The following is a 22,457-nucleotide window of genomic DNA, read 5'->3' as shown; positions in this document are numbered from 1 at the left end:
TTTCTTGAGGTCGAGTGGGGTCACGCAACCTTTTTTCAGGTTGCGTGGGGAGCAGGTTTTGGGAAGTTGGATTAACGGCCTTTCGTGGGGGCTGTGTTGCGTTAATCGTGTTTGCCGGTTGGCGAGGTGGATTCTAGGAGCGGGGGCTGGGCGCAAAAAGCCGCAGTTTTGATAAACACTGTTGGTTGATCTGGTAATAATCGCGACGGTTGGGTGTATCTGTTAGCTCTGTGTTGAATGTGCCGCGGTCATCGCGAGCAAGTTCGGCTCCCGCAGGTTCGGTTCCCACCAGGAAAATGCCCGCGCGCAGGAGCTTGCACGCTAGTACCGACATTTTGTAGGGACTTGTTACTACCATCGTCGAATGGTTCTATAGGCCCGCCCCGGGCTACAACGGGACCATACAAAAACAACTATTGTCACCGAGGTAAGAAAGATGAGTGCGGCTTCTGTGTATCCCGTTCGTCCCGAGGTTGCGGCCAATACGCTGACTGACGAGGCGACCTACAAAGCCATGTACCAGCAGTCGGTCGTCAACCCGGACGGCTTCTGGCGTGAGCAGGCCAAGCGCCTCGATTGGATCAAGCCTTTCACCACGGTGAAGCAGACTTCCTTCGACGATCACCACGTCGACATCAAGTGGTTCGCCGACGGCACCTTGAACGTTTCCTACAACTGCCTCGACCGTCACCTGGCCGAGCGTGGTGATCAGGTGGCGATCATCTGGGAAGGCGATGACCCGTCCGAGAGTCGCAATATCACCTATCGCGAGCTGCACGAAGAAGTCTGCAAGTTCGCCAACGCCCTGCGCGGCCAGGACGTGCACCGTGGCGACGTGGTGACCATCTACATGCCGATGATCCCCGAGGCCGTGGTCGCCATGCTGGCCTGTGCCCGGATCGGTGCGATTCACTCGGTGGTGTTCGGTGGCTTCTCCCCAGAAGCCCTGGCCGGTCGCATCATCGACTGCAAGTCCAAAGTGGTGATCACCGCCGACGAAGGCGTGCGCGCCGGCAAGAAGATCCCGCTCAAGGCCAACGTCGACGATGCGCTGACCAACCCGGAAACCAGCAGCATCCAGAAAGTCATCGTGTGCAAGCGCACGGCGGGCAACATCAAGTGGAACCAGCACCGCGACATCTGGTACGAAGACCTGATGAAAGTGGCCGGCACCGTTTGCGCGCCGAAGGAAATGGGTGCCGAGGAAGCGCTGTTCATCCTCTACACCTCCGGTTCCACCGGCAAGCCCAAGGGCGTGCAGCACACCACGGCCGGCTACTTGCTGTATGCGGCCCTGACCCATGAGCGCGTGTTCGACTACAAGCCGGGCGAAGTCTACTGGTGCACCGCCGACGTGGGTTGGGTCACCGGCCACAGCTATATCGTCTACGGCCCGCTGGCCAATGGCGCGACCACGCTGCTGTTCGAAGGCGTGCCGAACTATCCGGACATCACCCGAGTGGCCAAGGTTGTCGACAAGCACAAGGTCAGCATCCTCTACACCGCGCCGACCGCGATCCGCGCGATGATGGCTTCGGGCACCGCCGCTGTCGAAGGCGCCGATGGCAGCAGTCTGCGCCTGTTGGGTTCGGTGGGTGAGCCGATCAACCCGGAAGCCTGGGACTGGTACTACAAGAATGTCGGCAAGGAGCGTTGCCCGATCGTCGACACCTGGTGGCAGACCGAAACCGGCGGCGTGCTGATCAGCCCGTTGCCTGGGGCTACGGCATTGAAGCCGGGTTCGGCCACCCGTCCATTCTTCGGCGTGGTGCCGGCGTTGGTGGACAACCTGGGCAACCTGATCGAGGGCGCCGCCGAAGGCAATCTGGTGATCCTCGATTCGTGGCCAGGCCAGGCGCGCACCCTGTACGGTGACCATGATCGGTTTGTCGACACCTACTTCAAGACTTTCAGTGGCATGTACTTCACCGGTGACGGTGCGCGTCGCGACGAGGACGGTTACTACTGGATCACCGGTCGGGTGGATGACGTACTCAACGTGTCCGGCCACCGCATGGGCACCGCCGAAATCGAAAGCGCCATGGTTGCCCACCCGAAAGTCGCCGAAGCGGCGGTGGTGGGTGTGCCGCACGACATCAAGGGGCAGGGCATCTATGTCTACGTCACCCTCAATGCCGGCGAAGAAACCAGCGAAGCACTGCGCCTGGAACTGAAGAACTGGGTGCGCAAGGAGATCGGCCCGATCGCCTCGCCAGACGTTATCCAATGGGCGCCGGGGCTGCCGAAAACCCGTTCCGGCAAGATCATGCGCCGCATCTTGCGCAAGATTGCCACGGCGGAGTACGACGGCTTGGGTGATATCTCCACCCTGGCCGACCCAAGCGTGGTGGCGCACCTGATCGAGACGCACAAGACCATGAACGTTGCCTGACCGCAGCGCGTAACACCGAAAAGCCCCGCCCGGTATTTGCCGGGCGGGGCTTTTTCGTTTGTGTGGGGGGCACAGCTTGTGGGAGCAAGGCTGTGAGAGCAAAGCTTGTGGGATACAGCTGTGGGAGCAAAGCTTGCTCGCGATGCAGGCACCTCGGTTTCGGAAAGACCGCATCGTCTGCATCGCGGGCAAGCCTTGCTCCCACAGGTTGCAGCTCACAGTCCTACAGCCCACAGTCCCGCAGGTCACAGCCCAGTCAGCGAATAAATATCGATCTTCAAAGTAAGACGCTTCTGAGCGTTACCCCTGTTTCGAAATGTGTAACCAAAGGCGCCACAACGAGGCAATGGGAAACGTGAAGCCCCGTTTCAGGGCTTTTCCAGGACGTTTGTGAAATAAGCCGACACGCTGTGCTTGCCGGATTAGAAGGGTTTGCGAATAATGGGCCCGCAATTTGCAGAATAGATCGGTTCCCTTTCTTTTGCTCTTGCATGAATTTGCGGAGTTGTCAATGTGCTCGGGCGGCTTTCTCGGTGCTTCTGTAATTTGTTGTCGCATTGAGGAAATATCGGCTTCAGAGCTGTCGTTAGAATGCCGATCACTCGCTCGTCGTGGCCCATGTTGAATTGAACATGGGCTTCCTAGGACGCAGCACCAAAAGTTCGTTCCACTCATTCGCATATTGGGCTGTTGCTCACTCTGCCGTTTTGCCCTTTACCGATGGAGTCCCAAGATGAAGAAACTTGTGCTGCTTGGCGCCCTGGCACTGTCCGTGCTGTCCTTGCCGACATTCGCTGATGAAAAGCCCCTGAAGATCGGTATCGAGGCGGCTTACCCTCCGTTCGCCTCGAAGGCTCCGGATGGCAGCATCGTCGGTTTCGACTACGACATCGGCAATGCGCTGTGCGAAGAAATGAAGGTCAAGTGCCAGTGGGTCGAGCAGGAGTTCGACGGCCTGATCCCGGCGCTCAAGGTTCGCAAGATCGATGCGATCCTGTCGTCGATGTCGATCACCGAAGATCGCAAGAAGTCCGTTGATTTCACCAACAAGTACTACAACACCCCGGCGCGCCTGGTGATGAAGTCCGGCACCCAGGTGGGCGATAGCCTGGCCGAGCTCAAGGGCAAGAACATCGGTGTGCAGCGTGGTTCGATCCACGAGCGTTTCGCCCGTGAAGTCCTGGCGCCAAAAGGTGTCGAGGTCAAGCCATACGGTTCGCAGAACGAGATCTACCTGGACGTGGCCGCTGGCCGCCTCGACGGCACCGTGGCAGACGCTACGCTGCTCGATGACGGCTTCCTGAAGACCGATGCCGGCAAAGGTTTCGCGTTCGTTGGTCCAGCGTTCACCGACCCCGCCTACTTCGGCGACGGCATTGGTATCGCGGTGCGCAAGGGTGATGCGTTGAAGGACAAGATCAACAACGCGATCACCGCGATTCGCGCCAATGGCAAATACAAACAAATCCAGGATAAGTACTTCGCCTTCGACATCTACGGCCAGTAACGACGTTCCGTCATTCCTGCGAAATGGCGCAAGCAACAGGATCCCTGCGGTTTGCGCCATTTTTTCATCCCACTTTCGAGGACCTGAATCATGTTGAAAGGCTATGGGGCTGTCATCCTCGATGGCGCATGGTTGACGCTTCAGCTCGCCTTGTCGTCCATGGCCCTGGCCATCGTCCTGGGGTTGATCGGCGTCGCGTTGCGCCTGTCGCCGGTGCGCTGGCTGGCGTGGCTCGGAGACCTGTATTCCACGGTCATTCGCGGCATTCCCGACCTGGTGCTGATCCTGCTGATTTTCTACGGCGGTCAGGACTTGCTCAACCGCGTGGCGCCGATGCTTGGTTATGACGACTACATCGACCTCAACCCGCTGGCGGCCGGTATCGGCACCCTGGGTTTCATCTTCGGGGCCTACTTGTCGGAGACCTTTCGCGGCGCGTTCATGGCGATCCCCAAGGGGCAGGCCGAGGCGGGCATGGCGTATGGCATGAGTGGGGTCCAGGTGTTTTTCCGGGTGCTGGTGCCGCAGATGATTCGCCTGGCCATTCCGGGCTTCACCAACAACTGGCTGGTATTGACCAAGGCTACCGCGCTGATTTCGGTGGTGGGTCTGCAAGACATGATGTTCAAGGCCAAGCAGGCGGCGGACGCCACCCGCGAACCTTTCACCTTCTTCCTCGCAGTGGCGGCGATGTACCTGGTGATCACCAGCGTCTCGTTGCTGGCATTGCGTCACCTTGAGAAGCGCTACTCGGTAGGCGTAAGGGCGGCTGATCTATGATCTTCGACTACAACGTCATCTATGACGCCTTGCCGCTGTACTTCAGTGGCTTGCTGACCACCCTCAAGCTGTTGGCCTTGTCGCTGTTCTTTGGCCTGCTGGCGGCATTGCCTCTGGCGCTGATGCGGGTGTCCAAGCAGCCGTTGGTCAACATGACCGCCTGGCTCTACACCTACGTCATTCGCGGCACGCCGATGCTGGTGCAATTGTTCCTGATCTACTACGGGTTGGCGCAGTTCCAGGTGGTGCGCGAAAGCTTCCTCTGGCCGTGGCTGTCCAGCGCGACGTTCTGTGCGTGCCTGGCCTTCGCCATCAACACCAGCGCCTACACTGCCGAAATCATCGCCGGCAGCCTGCGTGCCACGCCCAATGGTGAGATCGAGGCGGCCAAGGCCATGGGTATGTCCCGCGCCAAGCTGTACCGGCGGATCCTGTTGCCATCGGCCCTGCGCCGGGCGCTGCCGCAATACAGCAACGAAGTGATCATGATGTTGCAGACCACCAGTCTGGCTTCCATCGTGACGCTGATCGATATCACCGGCGCTGCGCGTACGGTAAATGCCCAGTATTACCTGCCGTTCGAGGCCTACATCACGGCCGGTGTTTTCTACCTGTGCCTGACCTTCATCCTGGTGCGCCTGTTCAAACTGGCCGAGCGCCGCTGGCTGGGTTACCTGGCTCCGCGCAAGCACTGATAACGCATCGACCCGATCGACTGCCCAACGACTGACGTTTTGTGAGAATCGACCGCATGTACAAGCTTGAAGTCCAAGACCTGCATAAACGCTATGGCAGTCATGAAGTGCTCAAGGGCGTGTCCCTGAAGGCCGCCGCTGGCGATGTGATCAGCATCATCGGCTCCAGTGGCTCCGGCAAGAGTACGTTCCTGCGTTGCATCAACCTGCTCGAACAACCTCATGCCGGCAAGATCCTGCTCAACAACGAAGAGCTGAAACTGGTCGCTGGCAAGGACGGTGCCTTGAAGGCCGCCGATCCCAAGCAGCTGCAACGCATGCGTTCGCGGTTGTCGATGGTGTTCCAGCATTTCAACCTGTGGTCCCACATGACCGCGCTGGAAAACATCATGGAAGCGCCCGTGCATGTACTGGGCGTGGCCAAGGCTGAAGCGCGGGAGAAGGCCGAGCACTACCTGAACAAGGTCGGCGTGGCCCATCGCAAGGACGCCTACCCGGGCCACATGTCCGGCGGTGAGCAACAGCGCGTGGCGATTGCCCGTGCGCTGGCGATGGAGCCGGAAGTGATGTTGTTCGACGAGCCGACTTCAGCCCTCGACCCTGAGTTGGTGGGCGATGTGCTCAAGGTCATGCAGGCCCTGGCCCAGGAAGGCCGGACCATGGTGGTAGTGACTCACGAAATGGGCTTTGCCCGTGAGGTGTCGAACCAGTTGGTGTTCCTGCACAAGGGCATTGTCGAGGAAAGCGGTAACCCGCGCGAAGTGCTGGTCAACCCGCAGTCAGAACGCTTGCAACAATTTTTGTCGGGCAGCCTGAAGTAATCGCTCCCGTTCATACCTGATTCAGGTCATTCTGCGCGGCGTGCGCCAGATGGTCTAATTTGGTTGCAGCCGCTTTTGGCTTTAACACTGTTTTCGCTTCGGATCGCCCGCCATGACTGCCCATCGAATTGGTTTCCTGATTTGGCCCAGCACTAAAGCCCTGACGCTGGCGCTGGCCGAGGAGGCCTTGCGTGTCGCTCAGCGCGTGCACCCGGAGGTGGTCTACGAGTTGTCGTTCTTGCAGGCCGAGCCCCCGGCCGAAGGTGCCTGGCAATTACCGGGCGAACCCTGGGCCGGCAAGCTCGAAGGCTTGCAGAAGCTGTTCCTGCTGGCCGATGAGCCGCCGACGACACTGGCGTCGCCCCTCAGCAGCGCGCTCAAGCAACTGGTGCGTGCCGGTTGTGTGATCGGTGGTTTGTCCGCCGGCGTCTATCCGCTGGCCCAGTTGGGTTTGCTCGACGGTTACCGTGCCGCGGTGCACTGGCGCTGGCAGGACGATTTCGCGGAGCGCTTTCCCAAGGTCATCGCCACCAGCCATTTGTTCGATTGGGATCGTGATCGCCTGACCGCGTGTGGCGGCATGTCGGTGCTCGACCTGTTGCTGGCGGTGCTGGCCCGCGATCACGGCGCGGAGCTGTCCGGCGCGGTGTCGGAGGAGTTGGTGGTCGAGCGTATTCGCGAAGGCGGCGAGCGCCAGCGTATCCCGTTGCAAAATCGTCTCGGCTCCAGCCACCCGAAGCTCACCCAAGCGGTGCTGTTGATGGAAGCCAACATCGAAGAACCGCTGACCACCGATGAAATCGCCCAGCATGTGTGCGTATCGCGCCGGCAGTTGGAGCGGATCTTCAAGCAATACCTCAACCGCGTGCCCAGTCAGTATTACCTCGAACTGCGCTTGAACAAGGCCCGGCAGATGCTGATGCAGACCAGCAAGTCCATCATCCAGATCGGCCTGTCCTGCGGTTTTTCCTCGGGGCCACACTTCTCCAGTGCCTATCGCAACTTCTTCGGCGCCACGCCGCGGGAAGACCGCAACCAACGCCGCAGCAGCAGCCCGTTCGAATTGTCTTCGGTGCCGTCCGAGCGCGGCTAGGGCCGGCACAACACCTTCTCCCTGTTGGCGAGGAAATCTGTGGGAGCAAGTTTTGCTCCCACAGATAAATCCCCGCGCCACAAGTGATAGGTCCGGCCAGGGAAATGTAGAAGCCGCTGCCTAAAATCCTGCCGCAACGTTTAAACTGCGCCTTTGCGACGGTATTTGTCGCATTGCCGTAAACCCGCGCAAAACGTGGGTTGGCGCTATAAGAAGTTGTCGCTTGGCGGCAAGGCCGGGCTGAAAACTGTCCTTACAATCCTTTCATCGCTCGCCAGTTTCAGGCGGGTGTTCCTCTTCAGGAGACTCCGATGTCCGTTGAGCAAGCCGCGGTACAACGCGCCGATTTCGACCAGGTTATGGTTCCCAACTATGCGCCTGCAGCCTTCATTCCAGTGCGTGGCGCCGGTTCCCGCGTGTGGGATCAATCCGGTCGTGAGCTGATCGATTTCGCTGGCGGCATCGCAGTCAACGTACTGGGCCATGCCCATCCGGCACTGGTGGGCGCCTTGACCGAGCAAGCCAACAAGCTGTGGCATGTGTCGAACGTGTTCACCAACGAACCGGCCTTGCGCCTGGCCCATAAACTGGTCAACGCCACCTTTGCCGAGCGTGCATTCTTCTGCAACTCCGGCGCTGAAGCCAACGAGGCGGCCTTCAAGCTGGCCCGTCGCGTCGCGTTCGACCGTTTCGGCAGCGAGAAATACGAAATCATCGCCGCGCTCAACAGCTTCCACGGCCGCACCCTGTTCACCGTCAATGTCGGCGGGCAATCGAAATACTCCGACGGCTTCGGTCCTAAAATTACCGGCATCACCCACGTTCCCTATAACGACCTGGCGGCGTTGAAAGCGGCGATCTCGGACAAAACCTGCGCCGTGGTGCTGGAGCCGATCCAGGGCGAGGGCGGTGTGTTGCCGGCCGAGAAGGGCTACCTGCAAGGCGCCCGCGACCTGTGCGATGCGCACAATGCATTGTTGGTGTTCGACGAAGTACAGACTGGCATGGGCCGCACCGGCGAACTGTTCGCCTACATGCACTACGGCGTGGTCCCGGACATCCTCACCAGCGCCAAGAGCCTGGGCGGCGGTTTCCCGATTGCCGCGATGCTCACCACCGAAGCACTGGCCAAGCATCTGGTAGTCGGCACCCACGGCACCACGTACGGCGGCAACCCGCTGGCCTGTGCAGTGGGCGAGGCGGTGATCGACGTGGTCAACACCCCTGAAGTGCTCGGTGGGGTCAAGGCCAAGCATCGCAAGTTCAAGGCACGCCTGGAGCAGATCGGCGAGAAGTACGGCCTGTTCACCCAAGTGCGAGGCATGGGGCTGTTGCTCGGTTGCGTGCTGAACGACGCCTGGAAAGGCAAGGCCAAGGACATCTTCAACGCCGCCGAACAGGAAGGCCTGATGATCCTGCAAGCCGGCCCGGACGTGGTTCGTTTCGCCCCGAGCCTGGTGGTGGAAGACGCTGACATCGACGCTGGCCTGGACCGCTTCGAGCGGGCAGTGGCGAAGCTGACCCAAGCCTGATTTCAGGCACTTGCCCGGCTCTCCTGTGGGAGCTGGGTATGTGTGGGAGCAAAGCTTGCTCGCGATGGAATCGCCTCGGTGTGACAGGTAAACCCCTTGTCTGTATCGCGAGCAAGCTTTGCTCCTACAGGGAACCGCTATTTTTTCTATGTGTATCGATCTTTTTGGGTCGAACCCTTTATTTCAAGTTAAGGAGTGACACCATGCTGGTGATGCGCCCCGCGCAAATGGCTGATCTGGGCGAGGTACAGCGTCTGGCTGCGGACAGTCCGATTGGTGTCACTTCCTTGCCGGATGACGTGGAACGCCTGAGCGACAAGATCGCCGCGAGCGAAGCCTCGTTTGCCGCCGAGGTCAGCTTCAACGGCGAAGAAAGCTATTTCTTCGTTCTCGAAGACACCGAGACCGGCAAGCTGGCGGGCTGTTCGGCCATCGTCGCGTCAGCCGGTTACTCCGAACCGTTCTACAGCTTTCGCAACGAGACCTTCGTTCACGCCTCCCGTGAACTGAAGATCCACAACAAGATCCACGTGCTCTCCCAGTGCCACGACCTGACCGGCAACAGCCTGCTCACCAGCTTCTATGTGGTGCCGGAACTGGTAGGGTCGCCGTGGTCGGAACTCAATTCCCGCGGGCGGCTGCTGTTCGTCGCCAGCCACCCGGAGCGCTTCGCCGATTCGGTGGTGACCGAGATCGTCGGTTACAGCGATGAGCATGGCGACTCGCCGTTCTGGGACGCCATCGGTCGCAACTTCTTCGACCTCAACTACGCCGCCGCCGAGCGCTTGTGCGGGCTGAAAAGCCGTACGTTCCTTGCCGAGCTGATGCCCCATTACCCGATCTACGTGCCGCTGCTGCCGGACGCCGCGCAAGAAGCCATGGGCCAGGTCCATCCGCGTGCGCAGATCACCTTCGACATCCTGATGCGCGAAGGCTTCGAGACCGATCACTACATCGACATCTTCGACGGTGGTCCGACCCTGCATGCCCGGGTCTCGGGTATCCGCTCGATTGCCCAGAGCCGCGTGGTGCCGGTGAAAATCGGTGAAGCCGTGAAGGGTGCCGGCCGGCAATACCTGGTGGCCAACGGCTTGTTGCAGGATTACCGCGCGGTGCTGCTGGAGCTCGATTACGCGCCCGGCAAGCCAGTGACCCTGGACATGGCAGCGGCCGAAGCCCTGGGCGTCGGCGAAGGCGCCAGTGTTCGCCTGGTCGCGGTTTGATGGCCCCGCCTTACAGTTGAGTTTCGCGGGTGGCGTGAGCGACCCGTTTGAGGAGATAGCATGATCGTTCGTCCCGTACGCAGCAGCGATTTACCCGCTCTGATCGACCTGGCCCGCAGCACCGGTACCGGCTTGACCACCCTGCCGGCCAACGAACAGCGCCTGGCCCATCGCGTCGGCTGGGCCGAGAAGACCTTTCGTGGCGAAGCCGGGCGCGGTGATGCGGACTACCTGTTCGTGCTCGAAGACGACGATGGTCGCGTGGTGGGCATCTCGGCCATCGCCGGTGCCGTGGGGCTGCGCGAGCCCTGGTACAACTTCCGGGTCGGCCTGACGGTCAGCGCCTCCCAGGAGTTGAACATCTACCGGGAAATCCCGACCCTGTTCCTGGCCAACGACCTGACCGGCAATTCCGAACTGTGCTCGTTGTTCCTGCACGCCGACTACCGCACCGGCCTCAATGGCCGCATGCTGGCCAAGGCGCGGTTGCTGTTCATCGCTGAATTCAAGCAATTGTTCGGCAACAAGATCATTGCCGAAATGCGCGGCATGTCCGATGACCAGGGCCGTTCACCGTTCTGGGAAAGCCTGGGCCGGCATTTTTTCAAGATGGAATTCAGCCAGGCCGACTACCTGACCGGCGTGGGCAACAAGGCATTCATTGCCGAACTGATGCCCAAGTTCCCGCTGTACACCTGTTTCTTGTCCGAAGACGCCCGTGCCGTGATTGCCCAGGTGCACCCGGATACCGAGCCGGCGTTGGCGATGCTCAAGAGCGAAGGCTTCAGCTACCAGGGTTACGTCGACATCTTCGACGCCGGCCCGGCCGTGGAATGCGAAACCAGCAAGATCCGCGCGGTTCGCGACAGCCAGGCGCTGGTGCTGGCCATCGGCACGCCCGGCGATGACGCCACGCCATTCCTCATTCATAACCGCAAGTGCCTGGAGTGCCGCATCACTGCGGCGCCGGCGCGCCTCGCCGCAGGCACCCTGGTGGTCGATCCGCTGACCGCCAAACGTCTTCAACTCAATGCCGGCGACCAGGTGCGTGCCGTCGCGTTGTCCCCCGCTCGGGAGTCGAAATAATGAAATCGCTGTACATCGCAGGAAGCTGGCTGGAAGGCCAGGGCGACGTCTTCGAGTCGTTGAACCCGGTGACCCAGCACGTGCTGTGGTCGGGCAAAGGCGCGACGGCGGCACAAGTCGAGTCGGCGGTGCAGGCCGCGCGCCAGGCATTCCCGGAGTGGGCTCGGCGCCCGCTGGAGGAACGCATCCAGGTGCTGGAAGCTTTTGCCACAACCCTGAAGAAACACGCTGACGAATTGGCTTATTGCATCGGCGAGGAAACCGGCAAGCCGTTGTGGGAAGCGGCCACCGAAGTCACCAGCATGATCAACAAGGTTGCCATTTCGGTGCAGAGCTACCGCGAGCGGACCGGCGAAAAGAGCGGCCCCCTGGGCGATGCCACTGCCGTGTTGCGCCACAAGCCCCACGGCGTGGTGGCGGTGTTCGGCCCTTACAACTTCCCCGGCCACCTGCCCAACGGTCACATCGTACCGGCGCTGTTGGCGGGCAACAGTGTGCTGTTCAAGCCGAGTGAGCTGACGCCCAAAGTCGCCGAGCTGACGGTCAAGTGCTGGGTCGAGGCCGGCCTGCCGGCGGGTGTGTTGAACCTGCTGCAAGGGGCTCGGGAAACCGGCATCGCCCTGGCGGCGAACCCGGGAATCGACGGCTTGTTCTTCACCGGCTCCAGCCGCACCGGCAATCTGTTGCATCAACAATTCTCCGGTCGCCCGGACAAGATCCTGGCGCTGGAAATGGGCGGTAATAATCCACTGGTGGTGGACCAGGTGGTGGACGTCGATGCGGCGGTCTACACCATTATTCAGTCCGCGTTCATTTCCGCCGGGCAGCGCTGCACTTGCGCACGCCGCCTGCTGGTGCCGGAAGGTGCGTGGGGCGATGCCTTGCTGGCGCGCCTGGTGGCGGTCAGCTCGACCCTCGAGGTCGGTGCCTTCGACCAGCAACCGGCGCCGTTCATGGGCTCGGTGATTTCCCTGGGCGCGGCCAAGGCGTTGATGGATGCGCAAAACCATTTGCTTGGCCTGGGTGCGGTAGCGCTGCTGGCCATGACCCAGCCCCTGGCCCAGGCGGCGTTACTGACACCGGGCATCCTGGACGTGACGGCGGTGGCCGAGCGTCCCGACGAGGAATTGTTCGGGCCGTTGCTGCAAGTGATCCGCTATACGGATTTTCCGGCGGCCATCGCCGAAGCCAACAACACCCAATATGGCCTGGCTGCCGGGTTGCTGTCGGATTCGCAAGAGCGTTACCAGCAGTTCTGGCTGCAAAGCCGCGCCGGTATCGTCAACTGGAACAAGCAACTGACGGGTGCAGCGAGCAGCGCGCCGTTTGGTGGTGTCGGGGCTTCGGGCAACCATCGCGCCAGTGCCTACTACGCGGCCGACTACTGCGCGTACCCGGTGGCGTCCCTGGAGACCCCGAGCCTGGCGATGCCAGCCAGCCTGACGCCTGGTGTGCGAATGGCGTAAACCCATCGCGGGCAAGCCTTGCTCCCACAGGTTCCGTGCAGTTCCTGTGGAGGGCTGACCTTGTCCCCACAGGCTTGATGCAATCCCCTGTGGGAGCAAGACTTGATGCAGTCCCCTGTGGGAGCAAGGCTTGATGCAACCCCCCTGTGGGAGCAAGGCTTGCCCGCGATGGCCGCGCCGCCGTTATTACTGATGCCTATAAAAACAGATCCTCGTGGAGCCTCGCTGATGAAATCCTTTGAAGTCAACTTTGACGGTCTAGTGGGGCCGACCCACAACTATGGCGGGCTCTCCTACGGCAACGTCGCCTCCCAGAGCAACAGCCAGCAGTCCTCCAACCCCAAGGAAGCGGCGCTGCAAGGCCTGGCGAAAATGAAAGCGCTGATGGACATGGGTTTCCAGCAAGGTGTCCTGGCGCCACAGGAGCGCCCGGACGTGGCGGCGTTGCGTCGGTTGGGCTTTGCCGGCAGCGACGCCCAGGTCATCCAGCAGGCGGCGAAGGAAGCGATGCCGCTGCTGGTCGCCAGTTGCTCGGCTTCCAGCATGTGGGTGGCCAACGCCGCCACCGTCAGCCCAAGCGCCGACACCGCCGACGGGCGCGTGCATTTCACCGCCGCCAACCTGAACTGCAAATACCACCGCAGCATCGAGCACCCGACCACCAGTCGTGTGCTGGGCGCGATGTTCGCTGATCAGCAACACTTCGCCCACCACGCCGCATTGCCGGCCGTGGCGCAGTTCGGCGACGAAGGAGCGGCCAACCACACCCGTTTCTGCCGCAGTTACGGCGAAGTCGGCGTGGAATTCTTCGTGTTCGGTCGCAGCGCCTTCGACACCCGCTACCCCTCGCCGCAGAAATACCCGGCGCGCCAGACCCTCGAAGCTTCCCAGGCCGTTGCCCGCCTGCACGGGTTGAAGGAAGAGGGCGTGGTGTACGCCCAGCAGAACCCGTCGGTGATCGACCAGGGCGTATTCCACAACGATGTGATCGCGGTGGGTAACGGCGAAGTGCTGTTCTACCACGAGGATGCCTTCCTCGAGACCGACAAGATGCTGGCCGAACTGGGCAGCAAGCTCGCCAAGGTCGGTGGTAAATTTCAAGCGGTGTGCGTGCCGCGTTCGGCGGTGACCGTGGACGACGCGGTGCGTTCCTACCTGTTCAATAGCCAGCTGCTGTCGCGTCCCGACGGCACGATGTTATTGATCGTGCCGCAAGAGTGCCGCGCCAACGAACGCGTCTGGCAATACCTGCAAGGCCTGACGAGCTCCGGCGGGGTGATTCGCGAAGTGAAGGTCTTCGACCTCAAGCAAAGCATGCAGAACGGTGGAGGCCCGGCGTGCCTGCGCTTGCGCGTGGCGCTCAATGAAACCGAACTGGCGGCCGTCAACCCAGGGGTTATCATGACCGCGCCGTTGTACGATTCACTGACCCAATGGGTCGAACGGCACTACCGCGACCGCCTGGCCGAAAACGACCTGGCAGACCCGCAATTGCTGCTCGAATGCCGCACGGCACTGGATGAACTGACACAAATCCTTAAACTTGGCGCGGTTTATCCTTTCCAGATCAATTGAAAGCGCGCGCGACCTGACTACAGTCAATGCAGGGCGCGTTGCCTTATTTCCAGACGAGAACGTAAAGACATGAGCGATACCCTGCAACTGATCCTCGAAGACAGCGACGGCACCCAACTGGAAACCTCCTGCACCCGCGTCGCGGTGATGTGGCAAGGCAAGGAGTTGTGGATCCAGCAGGACGGCCGTGGCCAGTTGCTGATCGGTGTCGACGTCGAGGAAGACGACGAGGAATACGCCAACCTGCTGCTGCGTCCATTGGCCACCAACCTGGTCAGCCTGCAACTGGAGATGGAACCGGCCGACCTCGGCGACGACGGGCACGTCCATGGCCCGGATTGCGGCCACGACCATTAAGGAACCGCGCTATGCTCGCCCTCGGCAAACTGCTTGAACTGACCCTCGCCGGTCGTGAACCGGCGGAGAAGACTCAACTGACTGTCGAAGGCGTACGGATGCGCTGGCTGAGCGAGGGCGCGCTGGAGGTCAAGCCGCCCGAGGCCCGGGACAACGGCCTGGACCTGTTGCTGTCGGCCGGTATCCATGGCAACGAAACCGCACCGATCGAGCTGCTCGATCGCCTGCTGCATGACATCGCCCGTGGGGATTTGAAGCCACGGGCACGCATTCTGTTCCTGTTTGGCAACCCCGAGGCCATACGCCGTGGGGAGCGTTTCGTCGAGCAGGACGTCAACCGCTTGTTCAATGGTCGCCACGAGCTGAGCGGCGGCCCCGAGGCGCTTCGAGCGTGCGAACTGGAGCGATTGGCCGCCAGTTTCTTCAGCCTGCCGGACCGCAGCCGCTTGCATTACGACCTGCACACCGCCATCCGTGGTTCGAAGATCGAGCAGTTCGCCCTCTACCCGTGGAAGGAAGACCGTCCGCACTCGCGCCGTGAGCTGGCGCGCCTGCGGGCTGCCGGCATGGAGGCGGTGCTGTTGCAGAACAAACCGTCCATCGTGTTCAGCGCCTACACCTATGAACAACTCGGCGCCGAGTCCTTCACACTGGAACTGGGCAAGGCCCGGCCGTTCGGGCAGAACGACGGCGTCAACGTCAGCTTGTTGGAAAAGCGCCTGCAACAGATCATCGAAGGCAATGAGCCGGAGCTGGACGAAGGGCTGGATGGCCTGCAGCTGTTCAGTGTGGCGCGGGAAATCATCAAGCACAGCGACAGCTTCCGCCTGAACCTGCCGGCGGACATCGAGAACTTCTCGGAGCTGGGTAAAGGCTACGTCCTGGCCGAAGACATCGCCCAGACCCGCTGGGTGATCGAAGAAGAGGGCGCCCGGATCATTTTCCCCAATCCCAAGGTCAGGAATGGCTTGCGGGCCGGCATTCTGATTGTGCCGGCTACGGATGAGAGCCTGATATAGAACCCGGACAGAACCATTGTGGGAGCGAGCAAGCTCACTCCCACAGTTTCTTCAGACCGCTATCGCCCGCTGCTCAACATGACGCAACATCCGGGTCTTGTGCAGCGTATCGACGCAGGTCTTCGCTGCTTCCTGGCCCTTGTGCACGAAGTGATCGAAGAAAAACTTCTGGTGTTCTTCCCCGGCATGGAAGTGATGGGGCGTGAGCACCACGGAGAACACCGGCACTTCGGTTTCCAGTTGGACCTGCATCAGGCCGCTGATCACCGACTGGGCGACGAATTCGTGACGATAGATGCCGCCGTCCACCACCAGGCCCGCGGCGACGATACCGGCGTAGCGGCCTGACTTGGCCAGCAGCTTGGCGTGCAGCGGGATCTCGAAAGCGCCGCCGACTTCGAAGAAGTCGATATCACTCTCCTGGTAGCCTTGGGCGATCATTTCGGCGACGAAACCTTTACGGCTCTGGTCGACGATTTCCTTATGCCAGCAGGCCTGGATGAACGCGACGCGCTCGCTCGGGTGGTGTTTGGTCTTGCTGTCGATTGCAGTGGGTTGCATGTTCTGGTTCCTGTTTGTTTGAAAAACAGGGCGTCATGAATCGAAGGGGATTCGAGGGTACGCCGCGCACAAGACAGTCGCAGGCGGCCCTTGGGTGCCAATCCCGTTCTCTCTTCATCCGGACTATGACCGTCGGCCCCGGAATCACACCGGGTCTGCTGACCTTGTCGCTACACCGCAACAGCCGTGTACCGCCAAGCGCTCGCGGGCTATGCACGTTGCGTGCAATTACCGCCGGTGGGGAATTACACCCCGCCCTGAGAACGTTTGTGCCGCCACGCTTCGTGACGGCGAACGATTTTTAACACACAACCCCCTGTGGGCGCGAGCCGTGGGAGCAAAGCTTGCTCGCGATAGCTGCGGGTCAGTCAACATCAGCACAACCTGACCCGACGCCATCGCGAGCAAGCTTTGCTCCCACGGCGCACACTGGGGTTTTGTTGCCCTTTTCGTCGCCCCGTCTTGATTATTTCCCGCCATGACCGCAGTAATTACCCTTCGAAAGGGAATTCCCGCCACCAGAACCCGAGGCCAGATTCATGAGTGTTATCGATCTTCGTAGCGACACGGTCACCCAACCTTCCGCCGGCATGCTCGACGCCATGGCCAGCGCACCGACCGGCGACGACGTGTATGGCGAAGACCCGACGGTCAATCGTCTCGAAGCCGAGTTGGCTGCGCGCCTGGGGTTCTCGGCGGCGCTGTTCGTACCCTCGGGCACCATGAGTAACCTGCTGGGGTTGATGGCCCACTGCGAGCGCGGCGATGAATACATCGTCGGCCAGCAAGCCCACACCTACAAATACGAAGGGGGCGGGGCGGCGGTGCTCGGATCGATCCAACCCCAGCCCCTTGACGTGCAGGCGGACGGTTCTCTGGATCTGGCGCACGTCGCCGCCGCGATCAAACCCGATGACTTCCATTTCGCCCGCACCCGCCTGCTGGCCCTGGAAAACACCATGCAAGGCAAGGTGCTGCCGCTGGACTACCTGGCCCGGGCCCGGCGCTTTACCCAGGAGCATGGCCTGGCGCTGCACCTGGACGGCGCGCGGTTATACAACGCGGCGGTCAAGTTGAATGTCGATGCCCGGCAGATCACGCAACATTTCGATTCGGTCTCGGTGTGCCTGTCCAAGGGCCTTGGTGCTCCGGTGGGTTCGGTCCTGTGCGGCAGCGCGCCATTGATCGCCAAGGCGCGTCGATTGCGCAAGATGGTCGGCGGCGGCATGCGCCAGGCCGGGATCCTCGCGGCGGCGGGGCTGTATGCCCTGGAGCATCAGGTCCAGCGCCTGGCCGACGACCACGCCAACGCCGAGCGGCTCGCCGACGGCTTGCGGGCGGTGGGTTATGAGGTCGAGCCGGTGCAGAGCAACATGGTCTATGTGCAAATGGGCGAGCGGGCCGAGTCGCTCAAGGCGTTCGCCGACGAACGGGGCATCAGGCTCAGCGCGGCGTCACGCTTGCGGATGGTGACGCACATGGACGTGAGCGCGGCGCAAATAGACCAAGTGATCGCCGCTTTCGTCGAATTTTCCCGTCAATGACCCGCCAATCGGGCCAATTGGCAGTTTCTATCATATAAACACGCTGTACCCCGCGCGCAGGGCCGATATAATGCGGCCCTTTGCCGTTGCTTCGTCTGTGACGTTTTGCACAGGCCTTTGGCCGCAGCCTCCGTGGAAGAACCTAATGAAAAGCGCAGAAATCCGTGAAGCCTTCCTTCGCTTCTTCGAAGAGCAAGGCCACACCCGAGTAGCCTCCAGCTCTTTGATCCCTGGCAATGACCCGACCCTGTTGTTCACCAATGCGGGGATGAACCAGTTCAAGGATTGCTTCCTGGGCCAGGAAAAACGTGCGTATACCCGTGCAGTGAGCAGCCAGAAATGCGTGCGTGCCGGTGGCAAGCACAACGACCTGGAAAACGTCGGCTATACCGCTCGTCACCACACCTTCTTCGAAATGCTGGGTAACTTCAGCTTCGGTGACTATTTCAAGCGCGACGCCATTACCTTCGCCTGGACCTTCCTGACGTCCGACAAGTGGCTGAACCTGCCCAAGGAAAAACTCTGGGTCACGGTCTACGCCTCCGACGACGAAGCCTATGACATCTGGACCAAGGAAGTCGGCGTCCCGGCTGAGCGCATGGTGCGTATCGGTGACAACAAGGGCGCACCCTACGCCTCCGACAACTTCTGGACCATGGGCGATACCGGCCCGTGCGGCCCTTGCACCGAGATCTTCTACGACCACGGCGCCGATATCTGGGGCGGCCCACCCGGCTCGCCGGAAGAAGACGGTGACCGCTACATCGAGATCTGGAACAACGTGTTCATGCAGTTCAACCGCACCGCCGATGGCGTGTTGCATCCGCTGCCGGCGCCGTCGGTGGATACCGGCATGGGCCTGGAACGGATCAGTGCGGTGTTGCAGCACGTTCACTCCAACTACGAAATCGACTTGTTCCAAAGCCTGCTGAGCGCATCCGCACAGGCCATCGGTTGCACCAACGACAACCAGGCTTCTCTGAAAGTGGTGGCCGACCACATTCGCTCGTGCGGCTTCCTGATCGCCGACGGCGTGTTGCCGTCCAACGAAGGCCGCGGCTATGTGCTGCGCCGGATCATCCGTCGCGCCTGCCGCCACGGTAACAAGTTGGGTGCCAAGGGCAGTTTCTTCTATCAGATCGTCGCCGCATTGGCGGCCGAGATGGGCGATGCGTTCCCGGAACTCAAATCCCAGCAGGCGCACATCGAGCGCGTGCTCAAGGCTGAGGAAGAGCAGTTCGCCAAGACCCTGGAGCAGGGCCTGAAGATCCTCGAGCAGGACCTGGCCGAACTCAAGGGTGATGTGGTTCCCGGTGACGTGGTGTTCAAGCTCTACGACACCTACGGTTTCCCGATGGACCTGACGGGCGACATTGCCCGCGAACGCAATCTGACCCTCGACGAGGAAGGTTTTGAGCGCGAGATGGAAGCCCAGCGGGTGCGCGCGCGTTCCGCCAGTTCCTTCGGCATGGACTACAACAGCCTGGTCAAGGTTGACGTGGCCACCGAATTCACCGGTTACGCCGGCACCACCGGTTCGGCCAAGATCGTTGCCATCTACAAGGACGGTCAGTCGGTCGACATCCTGAGCGAAGGCCAGGAAGGGGTGATCGTGCTGGACACGACGCCGTTCTACGCCGAGTCCGGCGGCCAGGTCGGTGACTGTGGCTACCTGCAGGCCGGCAATTCGCGCTTCGACGTGCGCGACACCACCAAGACCGGTGGCGCGTTCCTGCACCATGGCGTGCTGGTCTCGGGCAGCCTGATGATCGCCGCTCCGGTGGCGGCGCACGTCGACGCCGACGTTCGTCACGCCACGTCGCTGAACCACTCCGCCACGCACTTGCTGCATGAAGCGTTGCGCCGTGTGCTGGGCGAGCATGTCCAGCAAAAGGGCTCGTTGGTGGACAGTCAGCGCCTGCGCTTTGACTTCAGCCATTTCGAAGCCATCAAGCCGGAGCAGATCAAGGCACTGGAAGACATCGTCAACGCCGAGATCCGCAGGAACTCCCCGGTCGAGACCGAAGAAACCGACATCGAGACCGCCAAGCGCAAAGGCGCGATGGCGTTGTTCGGCGAGAAGTACGGCGACAGCGTGCGCGTGCTGAGCATGGGCGACTTCTCCGTGGAACTGTGCGGTGGTATCCATGCCAACCGTACCGGTGACATCGGCTTGCTCAAGATCGTCAGCGAAGGTGGCGTGGCCTCCGGCGTTCGCCGCATCGAAGCGGTGACCGGCGCGGCGGCCCTGGCATACCTCAATGCCGCCGAAGAACAACTCAAGGAAGCGGCCAGCCTGATCAAGGGCAGCCGCGACAACCTGATCGACAAGCTGTCGGCTGTGCTGGAGCGCAACCGCCTGCTGGAAAAACAACTGGAACAGTTGCAGGCCAAGGCCGCCAGCGCAGCAGGTGACGATCTGTCGGCCCAGGCCGTGGACGTCAAGGGCGTGAAGGTGCTGGCCGCGCGTCTGGATGGCCAGGATGGCAAGGCGCTGCTGGCGCTGGTCGATCAACTGAAGAACAAACTCGGCCGCGCAGTGATCCTGCTCGGCAGTGTCCATGAGGAAAAGGTCGTTCTCGTCGCAGGCGTGACCAAAGACCTGACTGGCCAACTCAAAGCCGGTGATTTGATGAAGCAGGCTGCTGCCGCAGTGGGCGGCAAGGGCGGTGGTCGTCCGGACATGGCGCAAGGCGGCGGTACCGACGCAGGCGCACTGGACGCAGCACTGGCCCAGACCGTGGCATTTGTGGAGCAGGGTATTTAAGGCAGTGCCGCGGGCTCGTGGTCTAGTCACGAGCCCGAGCGCTGTTGGTTGATTATTGGGCGCCCTTCATGGGCAGAGGCGGCTTTGAAATGGCTTTGATCGTACAGAAATTTGGAGGCACCTCGGTCGGCACTGTCGAGAGAATCGAACAAGTCGCCGACAAGGTTAAGAAATTCCGTGATGCGGGCGATGACCTGGTGGTTGTGCTGTCGGCAATGAGCGGCGAGACCAACCGTCTGATCGATCTGGCCAAGCAAATCAGCGGCGACCAGCAACCGGTTCCCCGTGAACTGGATGTGATCGTTTCCACTGGCGAGCAGGTGACCATTGCCTTGCTGGCCATGGCGCTGATCAAGCGTGGCGTGCCGGCGGTCTCCTATACCGGTAACCAGGTGCGTATCCTGACGGACAGCGCGCACAACAAAGCGCGTATCCTGCAGATCGACGACCAGAAGATCCGTGGCGACCTGAAGGCTGGCCGCGTGGTAGTGGTCGCCGGTTTCCAGGGCGTGGACGAGCACGGCAATATCACGACCCTCGGTCGTGGTGGTTCCGACACGACGGGTGTGGCATTGGCCGCAGCCCTCAAGGCGGACGAATGCCAGATCTACACCGATGTGGACGGTGTCTACACCACCGACCCGCGCGTGGTGTCCGTGGCGCAGCGCCTGGACAAGATCACGTTCGAAGAAATGCTGGAAATGGCCAGCCTGGGCTCGAAAGTGTTGCAGATCCGCGCCGTCGAGTTTGCTGGCAAGTACAACGTTCCGCTGCGCGTCCTGCACAGCTTCAAAGAGGGTCCGGGCACCCTCATTACTATTGATGAAGAGGAATCCATGGAACAGCCGATCATTTCCGGCATCGCTTTCAACCGCGATGAAGCCAAGCTGACCATCCGTGGCGTGCCAGACACCCCCGGCGTGGCGTTCAAGATTCTCGGCCCGATCAGTGCCGCGAACATCGAAGTCGATATGATCGTGCAGAACGTCGCGCACGATAACACCACCGACTTCACCTTCACCGTGCACCGCAACGACTATCCAGCGGCTGAAGCCGTGTTGAAAAAGACCGCTGGCGAAATCGGTGCCCGGGAAGTGGTGGGCGATACCAAGATTGCCAAGGTCTCGATCGTCGGTGTCGGCATGCGTTCCCACGCAGGCGTGGCCAGCCGCATGTTCGAAGCCCTGGCCAAGGAGGGTATCAACATCCAGATGATCTCCACCTCCGAAATCAAGGTTTCCGTGGTGATCGAAGAGAAATACCTGGAACTGGCCGTGCGCGCCCTGCACACGGCTTTCGAACTCGACGCGGCTGCCCGACAGGGCGAGTAAGCGTTGTCTGAAGGGCGCGGCTGGACCGCGCCCTTTGTTTTTTTGAATGGCGCGCCCCAAAACTGTTCTTTTGCCCGCGCTGGTCAATACTAAGGCCTGTAGGCTTCGACCGTTCCGGTTGTAGGTCCAGTGCCTTTTTTTTGCAGACTGTTGTCCCTGAACTGAATTGCGTGAGGAGAAAGGTATGCTGATTCTGACTCGTCGGTGCGCAGAAAGCCTGATTATTGGCGATGGCGAAATCACCGTGACCGTACTCGGCGTCAAAGGAAACCAAGTGCGTATCGGCGTCAATGCACCGAAAGAGGTTGCTGTGCATCGGGAGGAAATTTACCTGCGTATCAAGAAAGAGAAGGACGACGAACCAAGCCATTAATTTTTATCGATTTTTATGTTTGCAAACGGGGATGAAGCTGGTTAATATACGCCCCGTGTTGCGGAGAGCTGGCCGAGTGGCCGAAGGCGCTCCCCTGCTAAGGGAGTACACCTCACAAGGGTGTCGGGGGTTCGAATCCCCCGTTCTCCGCCATTATTCGTTTAGTGCGTCAGATCTGGCTTGTTCAGTAAGTGATTGAAATTACTGAAAAAAGCGCTTTACAAAAAGATTCGACGACCTATAATGCGCGGCAACAAATGCACTCGTAGCTCAGCTGGATAGAGTACTCGGCTACGAACCGAGCGGTCACAGGTTCGAATCCTGTCGAGTGCACC

At 60.9% G+C, this 22,457-nt stretch carries 18 protein-coding genes, 2 tRNA genes and 1 riboswitch; of the genes, 19 read left to right on the top strand and 1 reads right to left on the bottom strand.

Annotation, left to right across the window (positions count from 1 at the left end; genetic code table 11):
- Positions 1–436: 436 nt before the first annotated feature.
- The 13 genes from acs (at position 437) to astE (ending at position 15,546) form a co-directional block, all read left to right on the top strand.
- On the top strand, positions 437–2,392 hold the full coding sequence (gene acs, locus N4Q37_RS24135) for an acetate--CoA ligase (RefSeq protein WP_260962356.1): 1,956 nt from the start codon (positions 437–439) through the stop codon (positions 2,390–2,392).
- Positions 2,393–3,125: 733 nt separating this feature from the next.
- A complete protein-coding gene (locus N4Q37_RS24130; protein ID WP_260962354.1) occupies positions 3,126–3,899 on the top strand; it encodes an ABC transporter substrate-binding protein in 774 nt (257 codons plus the stop codon).
- 90 nt (positions 3,900–3,989) lie between these two features.
- Positions 3,990–4,679: an ABC transporter permease gene (locus N4Q37_RS24125; protein WP_260962352.1), complete on the top strand. Its 690-nt coding sequence runs from the start codon at positions 3,990–3,992 to the stop codon at positions 4,677–4,679.
- Positions 4,676–5,374 carry an ABC transporter permease gene (locus tag N4Q37_RS24120; protein ID WP_260962350.1) on the top strand — a complete coding sequence of 233 codons (699 nt, stop codon included), beginning with the start codon at positions 4,676–4,678 and terminating at the stop codon, positions 5,372–5,374. Before N4Q37_RS24125 ends, N4Q37_RS24120 begins: the two co-directional genes overlap by 4 nt.
- 56 nt (positions 5,375–5,430) lie before the next feature.
- Entirely contained in the window at positions 5,431–6,195 is a 765-nt protein-coding gene (locus tag N4Q37_RS24115; RefSeq protein WP_260962348.1) for an ABC transporter ATP-binding protein, read from the top strand.
- Between the two features lie 112 nt (positions 6,196–6,307).
- Positions 6,308–7,288 (top strand): transcriptional regulator ArgR, encoded by a 981-nt coding sequence (gene argR / locus N4Q37_RS24110; protein WP_260962346.1) that lies wholly within the window; start codon positions 6,308–6,310, stop codon positions 7,286–7,288.
- A gap of 311 nt (positions 7,289–7,599) precedes the next feature.
- Positions 7,600–8,820, top strand: a complete 1,221-nt coding sequence (locus tag N4Q37_RS24105; protein ID WP_260962345.1) for an aspartate aminotransferase family protein — start codon at positions 7,600–7,602, stop codon at positions 8,818–8,820.
- 203 nt (positions 8,821–9,023) lie between these two features.
- Positions 9,024–10,043, top strand: coding sequence for an arginine/ornithine succinyltransferase subunit alpha (gene aruF / locus N4Q37_RS24100; protein WP_260962343.1), 1,020 nt, complete (start codon positions 9,024–9,026; stop codon positions 10,041–10,043).
- 60 nt (positions 10,044–10,103) lie between these two features.
- Positions 10,104–11,129: an arginine N-succinyltransferase gene (astA, locus tag N4Q37_RS24095; protein WP_260962341.1), complete on the top strand. Its 1,026-nt coding sequence runs from the start codon at positions 10,104–10,106 to the stop codon at positions 11,127–11,129.
- Positions 11,126–12,595 (top strand): succinylglutamate-semialdehyde dehydrogenase, encoded by a 1,470-nt coding sequence (gene astD / locus N4Q37_RS24090; protein WP_260962442.1) that lies wholly within the window; start codon positions 11,126–11,128, stop codon positions 12,593–12,595. The genes astA and astD overlap by 4 nt, the downstream gene beginning before the upstream one ends.
- Positions 12,596–12,823: 228 nt before the next feature.
- On the top strand, positions 12,824–14,170 hold the full coding sequence (astB, locus tag N4Q37_RS24085) for an N-succinylarginine dihydrolase (RefSeq protein ID WP_260962339.1): 1,347 nt from the start codon (positions 12,824–12,826) through the stop codon (positions 14,168–14,170).
- 69 nt (positions 14,171–14,239) lie between these two features.
- Complete coding sequence (locus N4Q37_RS24080; protein ID WP_260962337.1) at positions 14,240–14,527, top strand: topoisomerase II; 288 nt, start codon at positions 14,240–14,242, stop codon at positions 14,525–14,527.
- Positions 14,528–14,538: 11 nt separating this feature from the next.
- Positions 14,539–15,546, top strand: a complete 1,008-nt coding sequence (astE, locus tag N4Q37_RS24075; protein ID WP_260962335.1) for a succinylglutamate desuccinylase — start codon at positions 14,539–14,541, stop codon at positions 15,544–15,546.
- A gap of 51 nt (positions 15,547–15,597) precedes the next feature.
- On the opposite strand, the gene N4Q37_RS24070 is transcribed toward astE, so the two are convergent.
- Positions 15,598–16,107, bottom strand: a complete 510-nt coding sequence (locus tag N4Q37_RS24070; RefSeq protein WP_260962333.1) for a 6,7-dimethyl-8-ribityllumazine synthase — start codon at positions 16,105–16,107, stop codon at positions 15,598–15,600.
- Between the two features lie 101 nt (positions 16,108–16,208).
- A riboswitch (FMN riboswitch) is annotated at positions 16,209–16,376 on the bottom strand.
- Positions 16,377–16,646: 270 nt separating this feature from the next.
- Here N4Q37_RS24070 and ltaE point away from each other — a divergent pair.
- The 6 genes from ltaE (at position 16,647) to N4Q37_RS24040 (ending at position 22,455) form a co-directional block, all read left to right on the top strand.
- Positions 16,647–17,651, top strand: coding sequence for a low-specificity L-threonine aldolase (gene ltaE, locus N4Q37_RS24065; protein WP_260962331.1), 1,005 nt, complete (start codon positions 16,647–16,649; stop codon positions 17,649–17,651).
- Between the two features lie 145 nt (positions 17,652–17,796).
- On the top strand, positions 17,797–20,418 hold the full coding sequence (alaS, locus tag N4Q37_RS24060) for an alanine--tRNA ligase (RefSeq protein WP_260962329.1): 2,622 nt from the start codon (positions 17,797–17,799) through the stop codon (positions 20,416–20,418).
- Between the two features lie 89 nt (positions 20,419–20,507).
- Complete coding sequence (locus N4Q37_RS24055) at positions 20,508–21,749, top strand: aspartate kinase (RefSeq protein ID WP_260962327.1); 1,242 nt, start codon at positions 20,508–20,510, stop codon at positions 21,747–21,749.
- 184 nt (positions 21,750–21,933) lie between these two features.
- Positions 21,934–22,122 carry a carbon storage regulator CsrA gene (gene csrA, locus N4Q37_RS24050; RefSeq protein ID WP_003178872.1) on the top strand — a complete coding sequence of 63 codons (189 nt, stop codon included), beginning with the start codon at positions 21,934–21,936 and terminating at the stop codon, positions 22,120–22,122.
- A 62-nt stretch (positions 22,123–22,184) separates the two neighbouring features.
- Positions 22,185–22,275 (top strand) — tRNA-Ser (locus N4Q37_RS24045).
- A 106-nt stretch (positions 22,276–22,381) separates the two neighbouring features.
- A tRNA-Arg gene (locus N4Q37_RS24040) sits at positions 22,382–22,455 on the top strand.
- Positions 22,456–22,457 lie beyond the last annotated feature (2 nt).

The sequence above is a fragment of the Pseudomonas citri genome (assembly GCF_025336485.1).
Lineage (GTDB): Bacteria > Pseudomonadota > Gammaproteobacteria > Pseudomonadales > Pseudomonadaceae > Aquipseudomonas > Aquipseudomonas citri.
This window is presented reverse-complemented; position numbering and strand designations above follow the sequence as displayed.